The sequence below is a fragment of the Amycolatopsis sp. cmx-11-12 genome (assembly GCF_046269425.1).
Lineage (GTDB): Bacteria > Actinomycetota > Actinomycetes > Mycobacteriales > Pseudonocardiaceae > Amycolatopsis.
On the sequence record NZ_JADNQM010000047.1, the window covers coordinates 24,113 to 45,657 of the forward strand.

At 69.0% G+C, this 21,545-nt stretch carries 26 protein-coding genes and 1 pseudogene; 12 read left to right on the forward strand and 15 right to left on the reverse strand.

The genetic code is table 11. The annotated features are described in order from the left end of the window. Nucleotide 1 precedes the first annotated feature (1 nt). Nucleotides 2-301: a three-helix bundle dimerization domain-containing protein gene (locus ACLARN_RS39160; protein WP_409496535.1), complete on the forward strand. Its 300-nt coding sequence runs from the start codon at nucleotides 2-4 to the stop codon at nucleotides 299-301. Nucleotides 302-423: 122 nt separating this feature from the next. Here ACLARN_RS39160 and ACLARN_RS39165 read toward each other — a convergent pair whose 3' ends face one another. The 4 genes and pseudogenes from ACLARN_RS39165 to ACLARN_RS39180 form a co-directional block, all read right to left on the reverse strand. Then, entirely contained in the window at nucleotides 424-552 is a 129-nt protein-coding gene (locus ACLARN_RS39165; RefSeq protein ID WP_409496581.1) for a DUF6223 family protein, read from the reverse strand. 58 nt (nucleotides 553-610) lie between these two features. Next, nucleotides 611-772 (reverse strand): annotated as a pseudogene (locus ACLARN_RS39170) (hypothetical protein); the annotation flags it as partial. A gap of 502 nt (nucleotides 773-1,274) precedes the next feature. Then, nucleotides 1,275-2,447: an esterase-like activity of phytase family protein gene (locus ACLARN_RS39175; RefSeq protein WP_409496536.1), complete on the reverse strand. Its 1,173-nt coding sequence runs from the start codon at nucleotides 2,445-2,447 to the stop codon at nucleotides 1,275-1,277. 129 nt (nucleotides 2,448-2,576) lie between these two features. Beyond that, a complete protein-coding gene (locus ACLARN_RS39180; RefSeq protein WP_409496537.1) occupies nucleotides 2,577-3,392 on the reverse strand; it encodes an SDR family oxidoreductase in 816 nt (271 codons plus the stop codon). Between the two features lie 189 nt (nucleotides 3,393-3,581). On the opposite strand from ACLARN_RS39180, the gene ACLARN_RS39185 reads away from it, so the two are divergent. After that, entirely contained in the window at nucleotides 3,582-3,725 is a 144-nt protein-coding gene (locus ACLARN_RS39185; protein ID WP_409496538.1) for a hypothetical protein, read from the forward strand. Between the two features lie 57 nt (nucleotides 3,726-3,782). Here the strand turns inward: ACLARN_RS39185 and ACLARN_RS39190 are convergent, their stop codons facing one another. Both ACLARN_RS39190 and ACLARN_RS39195 read right to left on the reverse strand, forming a co-directional pair. Beyond that, complete coding sequence (locus ACLARN_RS39190; RefSeq protein WP_409496539.1) at nucleotides 3,783-5,108, reverse strand: hypothetical protein; 1,326 nt, start codon at nucleotides 5,106-5,108, stop codon at nucleotides 3,783-3,785. Between the two features lie 281 nt (nucleotides 5,109-5,389). Then, nucleotides 5,390-6,301, reverse strand: coding sequence for a universal stress protein (locus ACLARN_RS39195; protein ID WP_409496540.1), 912 nt, complete (start codon nucleotides 6,299-6,301; stop codon nucleotides 5,390-5,392). A gap of 435 nt (nucleotides 6,302-6,736) precedes the next feature. On the opposite strand from ACLARN_RS39195, the gene ACLARN_RS39200 reads away from it, so the two are divergent. Continuing rightward, entirely contained in the window at nucleotides 6,737-6,988 is a 252-nt protein-coding gene (locus tag ACLARN_RS39200; RefSeq protein WP_409496541.1) for a hypothetical protein, read from the forward strand. Here ACLARN_RS39200 and ACLARN_RS39205 read toward each other — a convergent pair. From ACLARN_RS39205 to ACLARN_RS39225, 5 genes are all read right to left on the reverse strand, one after another. Continuing rightward, the gene (locus tag ACLARN_RS39205; protein ID WP_409496542.1) at nucleotides 6,977-7,768 is read right to left on the reverse strand and encodes a GAF and ANTAR domain-containing protein; all 792 of its coding nucleotides are present in this window, start codon (nucleotides 7,766-7,768) and stop codon (nucleotides 6,977-6,979) included. The genes ACLARN_RS39200 and ACLARN_RS39205 overlap by 12 nt on opposite strands. Nucleotides 7,769-7,772: 4 nt before the next feature. After that, on the reverse strand, nucleotides 7,773-8,459 hold the full coding sequence (locus ACLARN_RS39210; protein ID WP_409496543.1) for a GAF and ANTAR domain-containing protein: 687 nt from the start codon (nucleotides 8,457-8,459) through the stop codon (nucleotides 7,773-7,775). Then, nucleotides 8,456-8,590 carry a hypothetical protein gene (locus ACLARN_RS39215; protein WP_409496544.1) on the reverse strand — a complete coding sequence of 45 codons (135 nt, stop codon included), beginning with the start codon at nucleotides 8,588-8,590 and terminating at the stop codon, nucleotides 8,456-8,458. The genes ACLARN_RS39210 and ACLARN_RS39215 overlap by 4 nt, the downstream gene beginning before the upstream one ends. Then, nucleotides 8,587-9,774, reverse strand: coding sequence for an AI-2E family transporter (locus ACLARN_RS39220; RefSeq protein WP_409496545.1), 1,188 nt, complete (start codon nucleotides 9,772-9,774; stop codon nucleotides 8,587-8,589). Before ACLARN_RS39220 ends, ACLARN_RS39215 begins: the two co-directional genes overlap by 4 nt. A 219-nt stretch (nucleotides 9,775-9,993) precedes the next feature. Then, nucleotides 9,994-10,140, reverse strand: a complete 147-nt coding sequence (locus ACLARN_RS39225; RefSeq protein ID WP_409496546.1) for a GlsB/YeaQ/YmgE family stress response membrane protein — start codon at nucleotides 10,138-10,140, stop codon at nucleotides 9,994-9,996. A gap of 363 nt (nucleotides 10,141-10,503) precedes the next feature. Between ACLARN_RS39225 and ACLARN_RS39230 the strand changes: the two genes are divergently transcribed. Further along, complete coding sequence (locus ACLARN_RS39230) at nucleotides 10,504-10,965, forward strand: STAS domain-containing protein (RefSeq protein ID WP_409496547.1); 462 nt, start codon at nucleotides 10,504-10,506, stop codon at nucleotides 10,963-10,965. 35 nt (nucleotides 10,966-11,000) lie between these two features. Here ACLARN_RS39230 and ACLARN_RS39235 read toward each other — a convergent pair whose 3' ends face one another. Genes ACLARN_RS39235 through ACLARN_RS39245 form a run of 3 tightly spaced genes read right to left on the reverse strand, consistent with a single transcriptional unit; the run spans nucleotide 11,001 to nucleotide 14,102 of the window. Continuing rightward, on the reverse strand, nucleotides 11,001-12,770 hold the full coding sequence (locus ACLARN_RS39235; protein ID WP_409496548.1) for a hypothetical protein: 1,770 nt from the start codon (nucleotides 12,768-12,770) through the stop codon (nucleotides 11,001-11,003). A 43-nt stretch (nucleotides 12,771-12,813) separates the two neighbouring features. Further along, complete coding sequence (locus ACLARN_RS39240; RefSeq protein ID WP_409496549.1) at nucleotides 12,814-13,767, reverse strand: hypothetical protein; 954 nt, start codon at nucleotides 13,765-13,767, stop codon at nucleotides 12,814-12,816. Then, nucleotides 13,764-14,102: a PadR family transcriptional regulator gene (locus ACLARN_RS39245; protein ID WP_409496550.1), complete on the reverse strand. Its 339-nt coding sequence runs from the start codon at nucleotides 14,100-14,102 to the stop codon at nucleotides 13,764-13,766. Before ACLARN_RS39245 ends, ACLARN_RS39240 begins: the two co-directional genes overlap by 4 nt. A gap of 133 nt (nucleotides 14,103-14,235) precedes the next feature. On the opposite strand from ACLARN_RS39245, the gene ACLARN_RS39250 reads away from it, so the two are divergent. After that, the gene (locus ACLARN_RS39250) at nucleotides 14,236-14,955 is read left to right on the forward strand and encodes a hypothetical protein (RefSeq protein WP_409496551.1); all 720 of its coding nucleotides are present in this window, start codon (nucleotides 14,236-14,238) and stop codon (nucleotides 14,953-14,955) included. After that, a complete protein-coding gene (locus tag ACLARN_RS39255) occupies nucleotides 14,948-15,622 on the forward strand; it encodes a Fic family protein (protein ID WP_409496552.1) in 675 nt (224 codons plus the stop codon). The genes ACLARN_RS39250 and ACLARN_RS39255 overlap by 8 nt, the downstream gene beginning before the upstream one ends. 70 nt (nucleotides 15,623-15,692) lie before the next feature. Here the strand turns inward: ACLARN_RS39255 and ACLARN_RS39260 are convergent, their stop codons facing one another. Continuing rightward, entirely contained in the window at nucleotides 15,693-16,898 is a 1,206-nt protein-coding gene (locus ACLARN_RS39260; protein ID WP_409496553.1) for a PP2C family protein-serine/threonine phosphatase, read from the reverse strand. 142 nt (nucleotides 16,899-17,040) lie between these two features. Between ACLARN_RS39260 and ACLARN_RS39265 the strand changes: the two genes are divergently transcribed. The 6 genes from ACLARN_RS39265 (at nucleotide 17,041) to ACLARN_RS39290 (ending at nucleotide 21,465) form a co-directional block, all read left to right on the forward strand. Continuing rightward, nucleotides 17,041-17,490 (forward strand): MarR family transcriptional regulator, encoded by a 450-nt coding sequence (locus ACLARN_RS39265; protein ID WP_409496554.1) that lies wholly within the window; start codon nucleotides 17,041-17,043, stop codon nucleotides 17,488-17,490. 110 nt (nucleotides 17,491-17,600) lie between these two features. Then, nucleotides 17,601-18,464 (forward strand): STAS domain-containing protein, encoded by an 864-nt coding sequence (locus ACLARN_RS39270; RefSeq protein ID WP_409496555.1) that lies wholly within the window; start codon nucleotides 17,601-17,603, stop codon nucleotides 18,462-18,464. Then, entirely contained in the window at nucleotides 18,461-18,859 is a 399-nt protein-coding gene (locus tag ACLARN_RS39275; protein WP_409496556.1) for an STAS domain-containing protein, read from the forward strand. The genes ACLARN_RS39270 and ACLARN_RS39275 overlap by 4 nt, the downstream gene beginning before the upstream one ends. Beyond that, a complete protein-coding gene (locus ACLARN_RS39280) occupies nucleotides 18,849-19,286 on the forward strand; it encodes an ATP-binding protein (RefSeq protein ID WP_409496557.1) in 438 nt (145 codons plus the stop codon). The genes ACLARN_RS39275 and ACLARN_RS39280 overlap by 11 nt, the downstream gene beginning before the upstream one ends. Continuing rightward, nucleotides 19,283-20,281 (forward strand): ATP-binding protein, encoded by a 999-nt coding sequence (locus ACLARN_RS39285; RefSeq protein ID WP_409496558.1) that lies wholly within the window; start codon nucleotides 19,283-19,285, stop codon nucleotides 20,279-20,281. Before ACLARN_RS39280 ends, ACLARN_RS39285 begins: the two co-directional genes overlap by 4 nt. Next, nucleotides 20,278-21,465: a PP2C family protein-serine/threonine phosphatase gene (locus ACLARN_RS39290; protein WP_409496559.1), complete on the forward strand. Its 1,188-nt coding sequence runs from the start codon at nucleotides 20,278-20,280 to the stop codon at nucleotides 21,463-21,465. The genes ACLARN_RS39285 and ACLARN_RS39290 overlap by 4 nt, the downstream gene beginning before the upstream one ends. The last annotated feature ends 80 nt before the right edge of the window (nucleotides 21,466-21,545 follow it).

Sequence of the window (21,545 nt, forward strand, 5' to 3'; positions counted from 1 at the left end):
GTTGATATACCTAGACGGCGGCGCCCGTCGCCCGTTACCGTGTCTCCGTGCCGTCTCCCGAACACGTGGAGTTGCCATCACCGAAGACCTGCCGCACATCCCGCCCACCGACGAAAACCTCGAGAAGCTGGTCGACGCCCTGACCGAACGGTTCCCCGCGGAGCACGACGAAGTCCAGGCGATCGTCCACCGGCACTTCGAGGAACTCAGCGCCGACGCGCCCGTGGACGCCTACCTCCTCCAACTGACCGAAGGAAAAGCCACGGACGAACTCCGCAGCCGCCATCCGGCACACGACTAGCGTCGTGCGCGCCGGGCCTGATGCGTCGCGAAAGCCACTTTCGGGACGTCAGATGTCGCGAAAGTGGCTTTCGCGACACGTGATGTGCGGCTGGGCGCGCGGGAAACAGGGCTGAGCCGGGATCAGGCGGCGCGTCGGGAGCGCGCCCGCGCCTGCCAGCCGAGAACTGTGGCGACCAGCCCGAACGCCAACGCCGCGAAGCCACCGACGATTCCGCCGCCGGTGCCCGGGCCACCGTCGGCGGTGGCCACCAACCACCCCTCCGAGGACCAGGCCGACCGGCCCGGCGACCAGGGCCACGATGGCGCCGCGCCTGCCGCCGCGTCGACCGGCGGCGCGGGCCAGTGCCCACCCGCCGATGACCACGCCCGCCAACCCGGCCAACCCGGCCACGCTGCCCGCGAGCCGCCCGGTGGTGAATGCGTAGGCGTCGACGGCTGCAGGCTGGGCGAGCAGATGAGTGACGAACATGAGGTACTCCTTTTCCACTACTGGGATGTCGCCTCAGCATGTCCGCCCGTCCCACCGCGGTCGTCGTGCGGACGCGGACAGTCCGTACTACCGCCGTCGCCGCGGAAATCCAGGGACTACCGCGTCCGTGGTAGTCGCCTGATCCTGCGCGTGCGGGACTCGCCGGCGCGGTCGTCCGGCTAGATTGCCTCCATGGGCACCGAGCGGATCGCTTTCACGTGACTCGCGTGCCTGGATGCCGCACTCGGGTGTACGGCGTCCGATCACACGAGATCCGTCTCTGAGCACGCGAGTGCGGTGCCGCGTCACCCAGGTCACCGTCTCGCCCGAACGCGCCACATTTGCCTTACCCCCCAACAGAGCAATTCCGAAGAACAGCACCGTGATGCCGAAAGAACAAAGCAGCAGGCCGCCGATCTTTGCCTCGACGTCGGTGTCCGCGCCGCGCGGTGTGTTCGAGGAAGCGGCGATGACAGCGGCCGAGCCCTCCACCTCCGACGCGTCAGCGGATGGCGAGTGCGACGAAACGGGTGTTCTCACCGGGCCAGAAGTTGTCGTCGCTGACCACGAGAAGGGTGCGTTCACCCGTGGGCAGGGTCGGTCCCCAGGACATTCCCTCGTAGTTGTCGATCAGCGGCAATGGCAGGTCGCGGAAGTCCAGCAGCAACTTCTTGCCTGCCGGCGTGACGGTGGTGCCTGCCAGTGAGTCGACGTTCTTGACGTCGGTGGCACCTCGCGTGCTCATCTCGAACAGCTTCACGTTGTAACCGTGTCCGGTGACAAAGCCACGTTCGATCACCAGATACCGGGTCGGATCGGTCGGGTGCGCCAGAATCTCCGGGATCCCGGAGTCGGCGAACGAACCGGAAGGGTTCGGCACCGCGAACAACGGCTCCTGGGGATAGGCGTACTGAGCCAGCGGCGTACCGGCGCGCGTGTGCACCGTGACCCTGGACAGTCCGCCACGTTCCGGTGTGGGCACCGGCCCGTCCTGCAGCAGCGGTGACTCCACCGCGCTGGTCAGCAACGCGCCACCGGCGGTGAAGGTGATCGCCTCCAGCACCAGATTGCGCCGCGGCCCCGTCTCACCGGTGGTGATCTTGTAGTTGCGCGGCAACGACAACTCACCCGCATAGGCGCCATCCCGGCCCGCTCGTTGAAGTGACGGCTGGATCACCGGATCCGTCGGCGTAGGTGTGCTGCGCGGCCGATTGCCTTCCTGGCTCCACCAGTACTTCCCGGTCCACGGATCCACCCGGATGTCCTCTGGATCGACCGTCGTGCCGTCCCCGGCCGATGACGGCGGATACGCCTGCCCATCCGGACGCAGGAACGGTTTCGTGCCGGTGAAACGCACGTCGTGCACGCCTCCGCCGTCGACATCGATCTCGGCGGTGTAGAACCGGGCGGCCTGACGATCCGAACGGTCGTCGCTGATCATCACCCACTGGCCGGTTCGTTTGTCGCGGTCGATCCCGGACAACCCGCCGACCGTGGTGCCCTGGAACTCCGAATACTGCGGAATGGTGCGCTCACCCAGAAAACGCACCTGGGACCACGCTTGGGCGGCGACCGTTGCCGCCGAAGCGGGCACCTCGGCGGCGGCGACACCACTACCTGCCAACAATCCGGCGACAGCAAGGGCGACAACGCCCCGCGAAGATCGAATGCGCATACCTCGACCCTTGCTCAAACTCCCCGATCGATGGCAGGACCATCCAGGTACGCCCCTGACACGATCAGGTGGCCGAACGCGCACGCACCGAAACGGTGCGAGCCGGTGAGTGCGGGTTCGGTTTCCGGGTCAGCGGAAGGCCCCGGCATGTTCGGTGGCCCATTGAGTGAAGGTGCGTGCCGGACGCCCGGTGACCTCCTCGACGGTCGGCAGGACCGTGTACACCTCGGGAGGCGGGTTCGTGCCGAATCCGATGAGGGGTTCGATGACCTCGTCCGGCTGCCCCGCCGCACGGAGCTGATCGCGCACTTGGTCTTCGGTGAGCTCGATCAACCGGAGATCCCGGCCGATCGCCGCACCGATCGTGCGGACCGTGTCGGTCACGGTCAGTGCCTCGGGGCCTGTCACGGGATAGCTTCTACCCGCATGTCCGTCCTGGAGCAGCGCGGCCACCACCACGGCGGCGATGTCGGCTTCATGGACCTTGGCGCTCGGCTGGTTCGGGAAGCCCTCCCGAACCACCCTCTCGGTGCGGATGGACTCCGCCCAGCCGAGTGCGTTCGCCATGAACTCCACCGGCTGCACATGAGTCCACTCGAAACCACCGGCTTCCACGGCCCGCTCCACCGGGCCTTCTTGATACCCGGTCAGCACGGTCACTTTGCGCACACCGGCTTTCACGGCCAGATCAACGATTTCCGGCGCCGTTTCCAGCGGCGCGTAACCCTCACCCGCGAACGAGATGAGATGCACGGCGGTTACGCCGGCCAACGCCGGAGCGACGGTCTCCGGTACGGCGAGGTCGCCCGCCAGCACCTCCACCCCGGCTGGCAGGTTCGCCGCCGCTGGATTCCTGGTCAGTGCACGTACTCGCCGGCCTGCCTGGACAAGCTGTCGAACCACGTGACGTCCGACGGTTCCGGTCGCACCAGTCACAAGAATCACGTGGTCTCCCCAGAATTTCGCGTATTCCCGAAGTCAGCCTATTGGCGGCAAAGGAATGGCGGCAAACGTTTTGTTCGGAACAGGTGCCCGTGGCGATCGGTGGGGACCTGCTCGATGCGCCGAGCCGGGGAGTCCTTGTGCTCACCGCCTCATCGAGTCCGAACCGATCCTCGGGTCCTGGAGCAGCGGGTGGTCGAGCAACTGCTGACCACGATCTCGACCGAGGTCGATCTACGCGATCCGGCCGCCTATCTCAACCGGACGATCGCCGAGTTGTCCCTCGCTGACCGGAAAGCCACCTCCGAGATCGACGCGCACCAGCGGGATCTGTGACGGCACCACCTCCTGGTCCTACCCGGAGATGGCGCCGCCACACGTCGGTACCGCTGGTCAGCAGGTGCAGATGCCGCCGTTGTTCACTCCGGCGATGCCGTTGCCGCCCGCGAGGCCGCTGGCGCCGGACGGCGTGGCGATGGTGTCCGCCCCGTCGTTGATGGTTCCTGAGTTCCCGAGACCGCCGGCACCCGCGGCACCGCCGATGCCACCAGGACCGCCGGGGCCACTGCAGCCCGTGCCGCCGTTACCGCCGCCGGCACCGTTGCCACCCTTGCCGCCGGTCGCGGTGATGTTGTCGACACCGGTTCCGCCGGTGAGAGTTCCGGAGTTCCCGATCCCGCCGGCACCACCCGCGCCGCCGACACCACCGGCACCGCCAGGCTGGACGGCTGCGAAACCATTGCCGCCCTTGCCACCGACACCACCGTTACCGCCGAGACCGCCATTGGCCTTCAGCGTGTCGACACCGGCACCGCCGCTGATGGTCCCGGAATTCCCGACACCACCCGCGCCACCGGCACCGCCGACGCCACCAGCGCCGCCGCCGTGACCGCAACCGCCGACGCCACCGGCCGCTCCGGTACCACCGGCACCACCGTTGGCGGTGACAGTGTCGAGACCGGGATCGCCGAGGTCGCCGGTGAACGTTCCGGAGTTCCCGACGCCACCGGCCGCACCCGCGCCACCGATACCTCCGGCACCCGCGCCACCGGCCACGAGGCCGCTGTTGCCACCCAGACCGCCGAGACCGCCGTTTCCGCCCCTGCCCGCGGTGAAGGTCGCTGTGTCGCTGCCCGCGCCACCGGTGACGCTCCCGGCGTTGCCGGCACCACCGATCCCGCCGACGCCGCCGTTACCACCGGCACCGCCCGCGCCGCTGGCGAATCCCGTCCCGCCCTGGCCGCCACTTCCTCCGTTACCTCCGGCACCACCGGTGACGGTGATGCTGTCGGTGCCGGCGCCGCCGTCGATGACGCCGGTCGACCCCACGCCGGCACCGCCGACGTTCCCCGCTCCGCCGTTGCCTCCCGCGTTGCCCGCAGGAGTACCCGCGTTGCCGTTGGCTCCCGGAGGGCCGTTGGTACCCGCGACACCGGCGACGCCGGTGACCCTGATCGTGTCGTTACCGGCAAGACCGTTCACCGTGCCGTTCACGGCACCGCCGGTGATGGTGATGATGTTGTTCCCCGAAGTGCCGTTCAGCACCTGACCGGCGGGGATCCCGGCGGTGCAAGTGAAGTTGGCGCCGCTTTGGCTGCACCCCGGCGGGAGCGCCCACGCCTGCGAGGGAACCGCGAGAGCGAACCCCGCCGCGGTGCCCACACCGATCAGGACCCGGCCGACCCGCCCCGCCGTACTGATACGTGCTGTCGATCTCATGATCAACCTTCCACCTGTGAAAGGGGTCCGGGACTGCTGCCACGGACCTGCGAGGTGGTGTGATGACCGGGGGTCTGGGGTCACTGCCCGGTGCCGCGTACCTGAGGGCACCGGATCCACCAACACCCTCGACATGACCGACCTTTCGCCCTTTCACCAGGCCTGGCAAGGGAAACGATGGCCGGTCACCCGTACGTGGCCAGGTCTCCCACCGATGCAGCAACCGCGAGGCGGCAACGCGGTGAAGCCGTGTCCGGTCAGGATTCCGGCGGCTTGCCGGTTCACAGTTCCGCGTTGAGGTGCTCTCCCCGGATGACGGCGACGGGACACACGGCGTGGGCGATCAGCGCCTGGCTGGTCGACCCGAGGAGCATGCCCTCGAATCCACCGCGCCCCCGGCTGCCGACGACGAGAAGTCGCGCCCCCGCACCGCATTCGAGCAAAGTGCGGACAGGCCTTCCCTTGCGGACGACGATCTCGACCCGAACGTCCGGGTACTTCTCCCGCCAAGGAGCCACCTGCTCCTCGGTCGACTTCCTGTCGGCGGCCTCGATCTCGGCCGGATCGACGGAGAGGAAATGAGGCCGGATCGCGCCGTGGTCGACCAGTTCCGACCAGGTCCGGACGACGGTCAGGTCGGCGTTCCACAATCTCGCTTCGTCGAACGCGAACCCTAGGGCCGCCTCGCTGACCACTGAACCGTCCGTGCCCACGACGACCGGCCCCGCTTCCGGTGCGGCACCGTCCGGTTGCCGACCTCTGGCCACGACGATCGGGCAATGTCCGTGGTGGGCGAGTGCGACCGCGGTGGAGCCCACCAGCATCCCGGTGAAACCGCCGAGTCCTCGCGACCCGAGCACGACCGCCGTCGCCCTCGCCGACTCCTGGATCAGGGCGGCCGCCGGGTTCCACTCGCGGACCGCGGTCTCGATGACGAGATCCGCATGCCTGGCCAGTACCGCTTCCTTCACCTCGGAAATCCACGCTCGACCACGGCCCTCGAAACCCTCACGAACCCCTTCGAACGAAGGGATCACCCCCGGCATCTTCACAACCGGGATCGTGAACACGTGGACGAGCCGCAAGGGCAGCCCGCGTTTCGCGGCCTCGTCCGCCGCCCATATCGCGGCGGTCCTGGCGGACCGTGACCCGTCGATCCCAGTGACGATGGACCTCTCCGTGCCAACCGGCATTTTCGCTCCTCAATGCTCTGTCTAGCCGAGTTCTTGCTTCAGCCTCGCTGTCCGAAGGCTTCGTTCAACGAGGGGCCTGCCGGGCGGTGACAGCCGGAAATCACGGATTCCCCACGGGCGAGGGCGGGATCGGGGCCACCAGGCGTCGTCGGCGCAACCGCTCTCCGACGCGCGAAATACTCTCAGTACTCTTTATTGTACAGAGAAAACCGCGTGGTAACGCGGCAATAATTCACCTGCACCCGATTCCGGTGCGGAAATCGGCGTACAGTGGGCCCCGCCCGCCGCTTGCGCGAGAACGAGCGAGGAATGGTCCATTAAGGACTGTCCATTGGGGACCATGGGAAGAAGACGACATGACCGCCGATCGGAAAGACCTGGGTCTGATCGCCGAACGGCTCCGTCTCGGCACCGGGTTCTCCGCCGCCGAACGCGATGGGATCGCCGAACGACTGGCCGCGCTCGGTTCCAGGCTGCGTTCCTTCAGCGCTCACTCTCGAATGCCGTCTGCATCGCTTTCCCGGCCCGCATCTGGTGGCCGGTTCTTCGGCACCGGACCTGCCGGTCGCGCTCAACGAGGTCCGCACCGACATGATCCGCCAGGTGGACCACGCGAAGACCCGCACCGAACCGCGGCACAACCGCGCGCTGCGGCACACCGCGGTGCCGCCCACGTCAGGGGTGTGACCGCGAGGCGTGGGCGAGGATGGCGTCGATGTCCGCGGTGCCGTCGGCGACCTCGCGGGACAGCTCCGCCAAGCGCAGGTTGTGGCCGCGAGCGTAGCCGCGCAGGGCGATGAAGGCGTTTTCCATGTCCGGATCATGGCTGCGTGCGGACAGGACGCCTTTCGCCTGTTCGATGATCACCCGGCTGTTCAGTGCGGTCTGCAGTTGCTCGGTGAGGACCTCACCACGGATGATGGCGCGTTGTTGCAGGAGTCCGATGGTGGCGACGTCGGCGAGGGCCTGGCTGAGCGCGGTGCGATCGGCGTCTTCCCGTACGGGTTCGGTGTGGAGCAGGGTGAGACTGCCGATGACCATCCGGCGCAACCGCATCGGGACGGCTTCCGCGGCGCGGAATCCGGCCGCGGCCGCCGCGGCCGTGAACTGGGGCCACCGGGCGGCGTCATCACGGAGGTCGGCGCTGCGCATCGGGCGGCCATCGCGGAGGCAGTCGATGCACGGCCCGTCTTCGGCCTGTACCGCCAAGGTTTCCAGCAGCCCGGCCCGTTCGGAGGAGGCAGCGGCCATCCGGAGCTTGCCCTGGGCATCGGCCAGTACGACCCCGGCGGCGGAGGCCTCCATCAGCCGGACGCACTGTTCGACGAGCGTGCGCAGGAAGTCCGCGACGTCGAAGTCGTCCACGAGGGTGTCCGCGAGTTCGACGAAGGTGCGCGCGAGCAGCCTTTCCCGTGCCACGGCCTCCGAGGTGTCACCATGCGCGAGTTCTTGCGGTTTTCCTGTCATGATTTCATTCTCCCGTCTCGAGAACCAGTTCGTACCCTACGATCCGCCTGCCCACCTCGTTCAGTGACAGGTGATGGGCATAGGCGTATGCGCGGATCCTGATGAGGGCTTCTTGAAGACTCACATCGAGTTGAACGGTCACGATGCCGGTGGCCTGATGCACCGCGCTGTGCAGCTCGCCTTGTCCCAGCAGCCTCTCACCCTGTGCCGCCTCGGCATCGTCCAGCAAGGCCACCATGCCCGCCTCCGCCAGCACCAAGGCACCGGAAAGCTGTGGCCCGCTGAGCGGGCCCGGTGTGGTGCGGTACAGGTCCAGCACACCCAGGCGCGCGGCGCCGACCTGTAACGGGAACGAGAACACCGCCGCCACACCGAGTCCCGCGGCACCCGGAGCGTAGGCGGGCCACCGTTCGTGCTCGGCGTCGAGATCCGGTGCCAGCACCGCCCCGCCCGAAACGAACGCGTCCACACTCGGTCCCTCCCCCACCGTCAGCTGCAGATCTTCCAGCTGCTTCCCCGCCTCTCCGGTGGAGTGCACCAGGATCTGGGTGCCATCGGCCAAGGCCCCGGCCATCACGCTCATTCCTGCCCCGGAGACGGCCAGTTCGGTGACGCACAGTTCGCAGATGCGCCGGACCAGGTCGAGGCCACCGTCGGCATCACCGAGAAGTGCGAGCAGCCGTTCGGTCATGGCAACGCGAGGCTGAAGATCTTGCGGACGACCGAGCCGACCCGGCGGCTGCAGTCGGCGTCGTCCGCGCCGAGATCCGCCACCACCCGCCGGCGCAGCGAATCCAGCTCCTCACCGATGAGTTCCGTCATGGAGCATCTCCTTGCCGTAGTTCGGGTTCCCGGTCGAGGCCGGGTTCGGGAGGGCCGGACTCCGCGGGTCTGCTCGTGTGGACGTCGGCCGGGGCGACGTGTTCGTCGGCCTCGCTGCGCAAGGACCGGATGCCGGAGTTGAGCACCGCCAGCAGGGGGACGGCCAGCAACGCCCCGGCGATGCCGCCGACGAGGAGCCCGGTCGCGATGGCGAGCACCACCGCGAGCGGATGGAGCTTCACCGCCCGGCCGAGCAGGAACGGTTGCAGCAGATGGCTTTCCAGTTGCTGGACGACGAGGACGACACCGAGCAGGATCAGTGCCGGGACGAGCCCGTTGGCGACCAGCGCGATCAGGACCGCGACCGTGCCCGCCACCACCGAGCCGATGATCGGCACGAACGCGCCGAGGAACACCAGCGCCGACAGGGGGACGGCCAGTGGAACACCCAATACGGCCATGCCGATACCGATGCCGACAGCGTCCACTGTGGCCACGGCGATCGTCGCGCGCACGTAGTTGACGAGCGCGGCCAGGCTCCGCCTCCCGGCGACGTCGGCCCGGGTCCGCGTCCGGGTGGGCACCGCGCGCAGCAGGAACGCCCAGATCCCGGGCCCGTCAGCGAGCAGGAAGATCAAGACGAACAACACGAGCAGCGCCTGCGCCAGCACTCCGCCGACGGTCGCCGCCGTGCTCAGCGCGCCGGAGGCCAATCCGGTCCGGGAATTGGTCAACGTCGCCACCAGGTCGTTGGCCGACTCCCGGAGTTGCGCGGCGCTGAGATGGAGCGGTCCGGTGGTGAGCCAGTTCGCGACGGCGTCGACGCTCCTCGTGAGCTGGACCCGCAGGGCGGGTAGCCCGTTGACGAAGGTGAGCACCACGAAGGTCAGCAGGCCGCCCAGCACCGCGAGCCCGCCGACCAGGACCACCGCGACGGCGAGGCCGCGGGGCATCCGGTGACGGGCGAGGAAGGTCACCGCGGGAGCGAGCATCGCGGCCAGCAGCAGCGCGATCGCCACCGGCACGACCACCGCGGCCAGGTAGCCGACGACCAGACCGAGCACATACAGGGTCGCGCCGATGACGAGCAGCCGCCACCCCAGCTCCGCGGTCACCCGCACCAGGCGCGGCACCGCGGACCGGGCGTCGTCGGGAACGTTCGGCTCGTGCCGGGGATCGGCCATGAGCAGGCCTCTCGTATGCCGCGGACGGCTCGCCGCCTCACGCGTACTGCTTCGACGATAGTCCCCAGCACCCCGGAACGCCGGGTCAGTAAGACTCCCCTGGCCGGGCCAGGGCGAACCGGCGCTCCATGCCACGAGCACCGACGCGAACAGTCCACAAAGGACTCTGGTGAGGGTGCAGGAGACCGACACCGTCCGCCGTCTGCTCCACTGGGCCGGTCATCGGCGCACCCGCCAGCGAGGCTTGGACTTGAGGACGGCCCCGGCGACCCCGACGAGAATCGTGACGACGAGACCGTGCTTCGCTCGGCCACCCGACAACGACTTGGCGACGAGGCCGAGCACGATCCAGGCGAGAATGCCCATGGCGACTCCTTGGCAGAGCATGTGGTTCGAGCCTGCGACGCCAAGGTCCTGGGCGAAACCCGATACACCACGATCCGTTCCGCCGGTTCCGGGCGGCCGATCGGGTGACACCCCTCAGCGTAGACCTTGATCCCGGTGCCCGGCACGCCGATGCGAGACCGGTACCTCCGGCCGAGAAGCCGGGTCCGGAAACGGCTCTTTCCCTCCGCCGGCGCGGTAGACTGCCGAGGACAGCGCCGGAGTGCCCAGACACCGCCCTCACGACGATCGCCCGTCAACCGGTCGCATCTGTCCCTTGGCCCGTGCGCTTGTCCTTCCCGTGCGGCGAGATTCAGCGGTGGCCGGCCAGTCTGGAGCCGGATCGTGAAACTCATAACGCTCGATCTTCGCCTGCCGCGTCGCCCGCGACAGGATCCCACGACGCTCGGCGCGGCCCCGCAAACCACGACAGGCCTCGTCAGCGAGGGACACGAGCCTCCGGCGCGCTGTTCCGCCCCCTTGGCCGTGACGGTGGAACAACTCGGCCGGACACTGGTGCTCGTCGTGGACGGCGACCTGGACCTGCACACCGCGCCCACGGCACGCCAGGCGATCGAGGCGGCGTTGAGCCATCGGCCGCGACGGTTGATCGTGGACTTGAGTCTCGTCCAGTTCCTGAACTCCGCCGGGCTGGAGGTCCTCCTCACCGCCCACCGGCAAGCCGCCCCGCACACCGACTTCCGGCTGGTCGCCACCACACGCGCCGTTTGGCGGCCGCTGCAGATCACCCGGCTGCACGAACAACTGATCATCCACAGCTCACGCTCGGCGGCCATCGCCTCGTGAGCTTCCCCCGGTTGTCCGGACAGCTGTTCTCTGGTTCACGGTCGTCCACAGAATTTTCGCTCGGCTTCGAAGGGATCCGGGGGAATGGTGACCTGGGTCCGATGCCACGCGCCGGTCAGGTTGTCCCAGAAGCGTTTGAACGTCAGTGGTTCTCGGGTCGAACGTTGGATTTCCGCGAGGTCGCCGCAGTTGAGTGCGCGCCGGGCGGCGCCCACCTGCGCGGGGGTGATCTGGTCGCGGAAGGCGAAGTTGCCCGCGGGCGAGACCGGCGCCTCCGGGGCCGCGTAGTCGGCGACGAGCCAAGCGTTGCTCAACGGTTTCGAATGGCCGGGTTTGCCCTCCGGGAAGGCGAGCCGGGCGCCGATCGGGTTGCTCAGCCCCCAGAAGTCGACGATCCCGACGTCGACGGGTGCCAGCATGCCGACCGTGCCGAGGTACACGCCGAGCACCGCCGCCTTCCCCGGGAGGTCCGCGCGCAACGGGGCGGTGATGATCTCGCCGTGGGCTCCCTGGTAGATCAGCACCCGGCTGCCGGAGTTCACCGCGTCGGCCACCGCGTCCTGGAGGTTCCGCTGTGTCGGCGTGAAGTCCGAGGAATCCGTCGGGTGCTCGCGGCCGGTCCACGCTTGGTAGTAGGCGCGTTCGTCGTCGATCGAGCGCACCGCGGCGGGCGTCTCCCGGTACCGGGCCAGCCCGGCGCACAGCGGCGCCCACACCACGACGACCAGTGCGAGCATCCCCGTGGTCCGCGATCGCGGGAGCACCAAGATCGGCAGCAGCACGAGGAACAGCGACGGCAGCAGCATGCGCGCGTGCATGTAGTCGCCGCCGACCTTCAGCACGTACACCAGGAGCAGCAAGCCCGCCACCACCGGGGTCAGCGTCAGCAGCAGGCCGGTCCGGTCCGCGCGTGCCCGCCGCACGAGCCACGCGATCATGATCGTGACCGGCACCAACGGGATCCACAGCAGGTACGGGTCCGCGAAGTCGGTCAGGTAGGTGAATCCGCGGGCCCACCTCGACGCGTCGGCGTTCTTCGTGATAGCGGGCATCGGGACGAGGATGCCGTAGTAGCCCATGCGGAAGATCTCGTAACCCAGCGGCAGCGCGGCCGCCGCCCCGGCCGCCACGAGCGTCACCCGTGGGCCCGGCCGCGCCAGCAGCCACAGCGCGACCAGGAACACCGCGGAGACCAGCGCCTGTTCCGGCCGGACGAGCGGGCCGAGCCCGATGACGAGTGCCGCGCCGGCGATCGCCTTGCCCGACGTGTTTCCCCGCAGCCGCACCAGAAGCCACCAGCACGCGGCCATCCAGAACGTGTTGAGCCCGGTCTCCAGACCCGACGTCGCGTACTGCCAGACCGGGTGCAGCGCGAGCAGAACGAGGACGCCGACGGGCAGCAACCAGGTTCCGGGCCGGTCGTGCAGGCGCCGGGTCGCGGCCACCGCGATGGCGAATCCGCCCGCGGTCAGCGCCAGCCCGAGCATCCAGGAGATCGCCGAGGTGTCGGTGTTCCCGGAAACGAATCCGACGAGGGCGAGCAGCCATTGCCAGAGCGTGCTCGTGGCGGTTTCCGCGCGTTCGCCCAGGGAATAGACCGGGCCGTTCCCGGACAGGATCTGCTCGACGATCCGGGTGAAGATCAGCGCGTCGTCGCAGATCCAGCGGGTCAGGTAGCCCAGGACCGCGATGAGCACCGCGGCGGACGGCGCGAGCAGGCCGTTCCAGCGGATTCTCGCTCGCGAACGTGGCACGTCGAGCGACCGCAAAAGGGCGCGCGAGGGCGCGACAGGAATGGTATCCATAAGGAAGAAGTCCTTGTCTGGAAAGAAAAGATATCGAGAAGATTCAGCGATTCACGACGGTGCGGCGGTAGTCACGGATTCCGAGGACGGTCAGGGCCACCACAACCAGCCCGGCCAGGCTGATTTGGACGAACACAAGCACGTCGAAAGTGACGAACCAGCGCTTCAGCACCAGGGTCTGCGCCACCGCCAGCGCGATGCACAGGGCCAGCGCCAGTGTCCACGGCGCCGCGCGTTGTTCGATGCGGCGCCGCAAAAGCAGGTATCCGGCACCGGCGATCGTGCAGAGCCAGACGAGCGGGGACAGCCCGGCGAGCCCGCTGAGGTCGCTCGCGAAGAGGTACCCGGATGTCACGGCGGCGACCAGGCTTCCGCCGATGGCCCACCACCACGGGCGCGAGGGCGGCAGCGGGGCGTCGGCATGGAAGGCCAGCAGCAACAGCACCAGCGGAAGCCACTGCGGGGCGTAGTTCACGACCAGATCCGGGGCGAGACCGAGCGAGTATCTGGTCAGGCCCCAGAGCGCCCCGGCGGCCAGAATCGCCCCGGCGGCGATCCGCGCCGCGCGGCGCCACCCGTCCACCAGCAGTGCGAGCGGGACCAGGGCGGCCGCCAGCAGGATGAGGTCCCTGATCAGGTCCGACCTCAGTGCGGCGTGCGCGAGCGGAGGCATGTCCTCGCCAGGAGTCGCGATCATGACCCAGAGTTTGCCGCCGACGCGGCTTCCGGCCTTGAGCACGCCCCAGAGCAGGCCGAGGAGTACGCCCACCCGCATCAGGTCACCCAGTGCGACCGTGTGGGCGGGTGCCGCCCGGCCCGCGAGCCGGGTGCGCACACCCAGTGCCAGCAAGGCCCACAGTTCGGTCCACAGTGCCGCGCGCGCCCGTTCTCCGTGCAGGTCGAGCAGGGTGCCGACCATCTCGTCGCCGCGTTCGGCGCGATACCAGACCGGGAGCACCCGCACCAAGGCGCGGTACTGGGTCTCGGCGCCGATCATGCCCACATCTCCGCCGCCTGGGGCCATTGGCCGCGGGCCCGCAGCACCGCGCTGGCGGTATCGACGTTCGCGGCCAGCCGCCGGGTCTGATCGACCAGTGCCGTGCTGCCCGCCCCGGTCAGCCGGTAGTAGCGCCGGAGCCTGCCCTGGTGGATCTCCTCCCGGTCGTGCTCGGCCCAGCCGTCGGCGACCAGCCGGTCCAGGACGCCGTAGAGGGTCCCGACCCGCAGGCGCACCCGTCCCTCGGACAGCTCCTGCACCCGCTGGACCACTCCATAGCCATGCCGCGGCTCGTCCGCCAGCGCGATCAGCACCAGGAACGTCTGCTCGGACATGCTTCGCTCCGCCATGGGTCCACATATATCAGAAGACGATATATAGCGGGTCGCGTTGCCTCGCCGTTCGCGAAATTTCTCGCAGCGGCGGTGATCCGGCGGGGCCGTGTCGTCGCAGTGGCATGCTCGTCGTGTGGACTACCGCTTGGCACCGTGGGTGCTGACCTGGGACGAGGTGGATCCGAGCCGTCACCGGTTCGACACCACCTCAGCGCGAGACATCATCCGTGGGCTGGCCCCGGCTTCGACTGTGCCGACACCGCCGTCGGGCAGTGCTGGGGAACGCCATGTCATCGACTGGGCGGATGACACGGGCGAGGCGTGGGCGGATTCCATGACCTTGGAACTCATCGAGCAGTACGGACGCTGGGCCTCCGGATGGCGCTGGGCGCGAGACGAGGGCGATATCGGTGGAGGCCCGGTAGGTAGTTGGTGCTGCCCGAGGGACTCCATCACCAGCGCCGAGGAGACCGTGGCCCGGGTGGCTGAGGCGCTGGTCGAGTGGCGTGGCTGGCTGGAAGACCTGGCCGCGCGGTTTGACCAATATCCGCTGGCAGGGCTTTCGGATCCAATTCGGTTCCAGGCTTGGGAACGCGGCGCGGTGCAACTGGTCCACCATGTAGCGGATCGCACCGGTGCGGGCGACGCCTGGTACCGGCACTGCGCGCAGGTACTGACCTGGTTCCTGGCCCGCTGGGGCGTCGCTAGCGACACCGCCGAGCGCTTGGTCGACCAAGCGATTGGCGGCCGATTCGACAGTTGGGCCGAACCTGCCGAGACCGTGGTGGACGACATCGCCGGGCAAATCGCCCATGCCGCCACGACCTGCGTGGTGGACCAGGCCCGTGACTGACCACCTGCGTCGCTGGTGCGAGACCCGCGAACAGGTGCCCTGGCACGATGTCCGTCACGGCCGAGGCTGGCCGCGGAGCCCCGTCCAAGCGCGTCGCGATGGGGTCACCCACCGGATCACGACCGTCGAGCACGGCCGCGAGCCTCTCCGGGCGCAACGACTTCTGGCTGCATACGAGCAAATGCGCGCCGATGCCACCGCGGACAAGGCCCTTGACTTCGAGCTGCTCGCACGATGGCAACGGAACATCTTGGGCGTGGCCCGAGCGCCGTTCCGTAGCGGCCCGGCATTCGCCAAGCGCGGCCGGGAGCGCTACGGGCTCGACACGGACACCCCCGCACGGCTCGAAGTCTGTCTCGCGGGCAGCCGGGACCCTGCGTTGCCTGTCGCGTCGCGCGCCGCCCGCGCCTACCTGGACGTGTGCTTCTTCCATCCCTTCGCGGACGGCAACGCCCGCTCGGCCCTCCTGGCCCTTGCCTTTGTGCTCGCCAAGGCGGACATCGTGCTTGACCAGGTCGGCCCGCTCGCTCAACTCCAGCGGCCCGTTGATGACCCAGAAGCCGCCAAGAGGATGGCCGACCTGGTCGTCACCCTGATTGAAAACACACAGCGCCGCTTCGAAGCATCCTCCACAAGCCATTGCCGATATGCACCGAGGGAACTCTGAAGACCGCTGGTTCGTGGTCCAGATTCCAGCGTCGCGCCAGGCAACTTGAGGAGTGGATCTGGACCACGTCCTACGCGTCGGTGACCGTGGAGGCGATGTCGGATTCCCGGTCGATGCTGGGGTTCGAGCCGAACCAGTCCAGGCACACGACCATGGCGTCGTCGGCGGCCATGCCGCCCTTGCGGCGGTCGTGCAGTTCGGCGAGAACGGCGCTCGGGACATGGGCCGCGGGCAGTTCCGTGGTCGCGAGGATGGCCTGGGTCAGTTCGCTGTCGCCGTAGAGTTCTCCGTGCGGTCCGGCCGCGTTGTACACGCCGTCGCTGACGAAGACGAACCGGTCGCCAGGCAGGGTCTGCAGGGTTTCGGCGGTGTAGAGGGTGTCTTCGAAGGTACCGAGGGGAAGCTGTTCGTCGAAGTGGACACGTTCGGCTTTGCCGTCGCGCAAACGCCACAGCCGGGGTGATCCCGCGTCGACCGCGGTGATCCCACCGGTGGCGAGGTCGAATTCCAGCAGGAGCGTGGCGACGTGTTCTTGGCCGCGGTGCTGCGCGTAGATCGCCTGGTCGGCGAGTTCCGCCTGTGCGTCCAGGGGAATCCCGGCGCGCCGGGCGTTGCGCAGCGCGTTGACGGCGAGGTTCGTCAGCAGGGCGGCGCTGCTGCCTTCGCCCATGCCGTTGACCAGCGTGACCGTCAAGGTGCGGGCGGAGGCCGACCAGTCGAAGCAGTCGCCATAAATGGCGTACGCGGGTTCCAGCTGGCCACCGAGCGCGAATTCGGGACGGCTGCACGCGCGGCCGGGGAGTAGCTGCCACTGCATCTCCGCGGCGAGCGTCAGCCGTGAGGACCGGCGGGCCTGCACGTACAGATCGGTATCGCGGTCGGCGACGAAGACCTCATGCCCCAGAGCTTCGGCGAACCGGCCGAGTTCGGCCCACACCGGCGGTTCCGGCTCTTCGGGCAGCGTGACGACCAGGACACCGAGCCGATCGCCGCGCACGGTGACCGGGAGGTTGGCGCGGATGCCGTCTCCGGCGGGCTCGAACGTCGCCAGCTGGGTGATGAACGCTTCGCCCGCCGTGGTGTCGGCCACCGGCATCGGCTCGGTCGTGTACGGCAGGATGGTCACTCGCCGCAGTTCGGTGAGGCTGTAGTCGGCCATCAGCAGCTCGACGGCACTGGCGCCGAAATGTTCGCTCAACGCCGCACGCAGCCCGTCGAGCAGCGCATGAGGCTGAACGCCACGCAGGACCCGTTCGACTGCCAAGGATCTGTCCACCGCGTTTGTCTCCTGCCCACCGGAACCCGGTGCCTCAGATCGAGCACACGGGATGAGTCCGCACCGCTCCGTCGGACCGGTCGCAGGACGTGCCGCGGTGAGCTGAGCTGACAGTTCAGCATAAGGATGCGAGAGTGGGTCTGTGAATCGGTCCTCCGAGCCGCACGGCACCGACACGGTGGCGGCGGCCGTGACCGAGACGGCCGAGCTGCTCGAGATCATGTTCGAGCGGGCTCGCGAGGCGTCACCGCGTCCGCTGTCGACGTCCCAGGTACGCGCCGTCGTGGCTCTCGATCACCACGACGGGCTGAACCTGCGCGCCCTCGCCGAGGTGCTCGGCTCGACCCCGCCGCTGGTGAGCCGTCTGTGCGACCGCTTGGAGGCGGTCGGCTTCCTCGAACGGCTGCCCAGCTCGGCCAGCCGCCGGGAAATCACGTTGCGGCTCAGCGACCGCGGCCGCGCATACCTGCAGGACCTGCGGGCCCGTCGGCGCGAGAGCCTGCATGCGGTGCTGGCGAAACTCACCCCCGAAACCAGGGCCGCGCTCACCACTGGCCTGCAGGAATTCCGTGAGGCGGCGGCCGGCGACTAGATCCGGTGTGCCGTACCTGACTCTCTCCAGTAGGCTAACTATTGTCATATGACAATGGTCGCTACTCGCTCATCGCCTGAGGCGGCCCGGAGCTCTCGGGAGGCCGCTCGGTGTTGAGGACGGACGACTCCACCGTCCGGGACTTGCTGTCGCGGATCTTCGGTGAAGACCAAGACGAGCTTGCCGACGACTGGGTCCGCCGGCAGTTGACGGACTCGTCGGCCCTGCTCGACGAGGCGGCGCTGCGCCGCGAGGCGACCGAGTTGTTGGGCGCGCTCCGCGACGCGCTCGACACCGGGTCGCCGCTGACCCGGATCATCGAGCGGGACCAGGCGGTCCGCTCCGCCCTGCGCGGGCTTTCCGAACGGCGCGCTCGCGCGGGCGCCACGCCTGCCGCCACGGCCACGGCGATCCTCGCGCTGAAACGCACGACCACGACCGCGCTCGAACGCCGGAGCGAGGACCCGGCGGTGCGCTATCAGGCGTCGCTGCTGGTCAACCAACTCCTGGACGCCGCGGGCCTGCTCACCTTCTCGGTCTACGTCGAAGGGCGCGAGGAGATCATCCGCCGCCAGCACCAGCAGATGCTGGAACTGTCCACCCCGGTGATACGGCTGTGGCGGCAGGTACTGGCCGTGCCCCTGATCGGCACCCTCGACAGCGCCCGCACCCAGGTCGTGATGAACAGCCTCCTGGAGGCCATCCAGACCCACGAGGCCCGCGTGGCGATCATCGACATCGCCGGCGTGTCCACTGTGGACACCGCGGTGGCGCATCATCTGCTGCAAACGGTCAGTGCGGTGCGGCTCATGGGCGCCGAATGCCTGATCAGTGGTGTCCGACCATCGATCGCGCAGACCGTCACGCAGCTCGGCATCGATCTCTCCCAGATCGTGACCCGCGGCTCGCTGGCCGACGCCCTCGCCGCCGCGCTGGAGCTGCTCGGCGACCGCACCGGCGCGGTGACCGGGTGACCACACAGACGGGCCTGCCGATCCTGCGGCTCGGGGACATCCTGATCAGCGGCCTGGTGGCCGACCTGGACGACACGACCGCGTTGCGGTTCACCGACGAGCTCACCACCCGGATCTCCGACGAAGGAATCCGCGGGGTCATCCTCGACATCTCCCGGCTGGAGATCATCGACTCCTTCGTCGCACGGGTGCTGATGCAACTGGCCGCCACCGGGCGCCTGCTCGGGGCGCGGATGATCGTCACCGGCATGCGCCCGGCGGTCGCGATCACGCTGTCCGAACTCGGCCTGCGCCTCACCGGCGTCCAGACCGCGCTCAACGCAGAACAAGCCATGGAACTGCTGGGGTGGCGCCGCCCCGCCGAGGCCGCCGAAGAGGCGCCTCATGCTTCCTGACGAACTCACCGGCCCCGGGCAGGACATCCCCGCACGGGAACACGCCGTCCGCGCCGAGGAAGACCTCCTCACCGCCCGCCACGCCGTGCGGGCCAGTGCGGTCGCCGTGGGCTTCACCATCGTCGACCAGACCAAAATCGTCACCGCGGCCAGCGAACTGGTCCGCAACGCCTACATCCACGGTGGCGGCGGCACGATGACGATCACCGTCGCGCGAGACGGGCGGGGACGAGTGGGCCTGGGACTGACCGTGCGCGACGAGGGCCCCGGAATCGCCGACGTCGAACAGGCCATGACCGACGGCTTCAGTACCGGCGCCGGCCTCGGACACGGCCTCGGCGGAACCCGGCGACTCGTCGACGAGTTCACCATCGACACCACTCCCGGCCGCGGCACCGCGGTCACCATCGTGCGCTGGAAACCATGACCGTCACCGTCGCGGAACCCACCCGCCAGATCCGGATCGACCACGTCAGTGCGGTCTACACGGCGGCGCGCGTCGCTCGCGAGATCGCCGCGGAGGCGGGGCTGCCCGAGGTGCTGGCCGAACGCGCGGCCGTCATCGCCTCGGAACTGGCGGGCAACATCGACAAACACGCCACCGACGGCGAGGTCTTCATCCAACGCTCGCTCGCCGGGGCCGGCGTGGACATCTACGCCGCGGATTCCGGGCCGGGCATGGCCGATCTGGACTACTGGCGCATCGACGGTCACAGCACCACCGCGACGCTCGGCACGGGTCTCGGCGCCGTCTGCAGGCTGGCCACCGAGTTCCGGATCCGGTCAGCGGAGGGCTCGGGCACCATCGCGGCGGCACGCACACTGGTCACCGGCACGAACGCCGCGGCCGTTGCTCACGTCCACCTGGCCCGCGACGGTGAAGACCGGTGTGGTGACGGCCTGGCACTGGCCTGCGTGCCCGGTGTCCGGACCATCGCCGTCGTGGACGGTCTCGGCCACGGCCCCGCGGCAGGCGACGCGGCGGTGGCCGCGATCGACGTCTTCCGCCGCCACCCCGGCCGTCCGCTCCGCGACCACCTCACCGCCATGCACCGGACGCTGCGGCAAACCCGCGGCGCCGCCGTCGCGCTGGCCCGGATCTCCGGTGGCCTGCTCGAATTCTGCGGTGTCGGGAACATCGGCGGCCTGGTGTTGATGCCCGGCGAAACCCGGCCGCTGCTCAGCATGCCCGGCATCGTCGGATTCACCTTGCCGGACGCGCACGTCCGGACCGTGAACCTGCCGGAACACCACCTCGTCGTGCTGCACACCGACGGCATCGGCAACGGCTGGCGCGGCGCCGCACCCCTCGGCCCTCTTCCGGCCCCGGCACTCCTCGCCGCCGACCTCGCCCATCGGCACCGCGACCCCTTCGACGACGCCACGCTGCTCGTGGTCGGATCCGGAACGGGCACGCCATGACGCGCTCCCCCGTCGACCGGCTACGCCGACGCCTCCGTGAGGCCTGCGCCGCCGCGGGTGTCGCCGCCGACGAGCGCGCCAAGCTCGTCCTCGCGGTGACCCTGCTCGCCGAACCCGCGTCCAAGACAGGCAGGCCACCCGAACTCTCGATCTCCGCGGGCGACGGCCGGCTGGCCGCCACCCTCCGGTTGCCCGATCCGGTCGGTCAACGGCAACGCAACGCCCTGCCCCTGCTGCCCGACGCCGGGGACAGCGCGACCCTGACCTGGTACCTCCCCGCCGTCCACGACACGGCGCCCGTTCCCGTAGACGACGAACTGGCCACCCGCGAGGAAATGCTGGCCCTGATCGCCCGCGCCGACACGGTGACCCAGGAGCAGCGCGAACTCAAACACGAACTCGCCGAAACCAACAGCGGCGTGCTCGCCATGTTCGTCGAACTCGAGGAACGAGACGAGCAACTCCGCCAAGCCCACGCGGTGATCTTCCGCGAACTCGAAGACGCGCTGCGGCCGCCACCACCACACGTGGACGCTTTCGAACTGGCTGTGCATTACGCACCCAGCGAACCGGACTCCCCGACCGGTGGCGATCTCTACGACTGGTTCGTGCTGCCCGACGGGAAAGTGCACATCACCCTCGTCGACGCCGTCGGCCACGGTGTCACCTCGACCCGGCACGCCCTGACCGTCACCCACGCCATTCGAACCCTCGCCCTCGAAGGCCACGCCCTCCACGACCTGATCGCCCGCGCCGCCACCGCACTGGCGACCATCGAGCCCGGCTTGATGGCGACCGTGCTGCTGGCCAGGCTCGACCCGGCGACCGGCGACATCACCATCGCCAACGGCAGCCATCCCCGTCCGGTCCTCGTCACCTCCGCCGGCGACACCGAGCTCCTGGTGCCCTCCCTCGTCGGAAGAGGCGTCGGCTTCCCGGACCCCGGCAACGGCAGCCTGGTCCGCCGCACTCTCGGGCCGGGCGATCTGATCCTCCTGTACACCGACGGTTTGACCGAGAGCCGCAAGAACCACCAGGAAGGCGAGGCCCGGCTACTGGCCACAGCACCGCGCCACGCCGGAGAACCCACAGCGACGATCCCCAGCGCACTCGCCGCCGAGATGCACGACGTGGTCCTGCACGCCGACGACACCGTCGTCATCGCGATCCGGCGCAGACCGTGACCCCAAACGAAACCCTTTGGCAGGCAAGAACTATCGCCCAACTGCTCCTGGAGGTGAACCTTGAACGTCGACCATGGAGT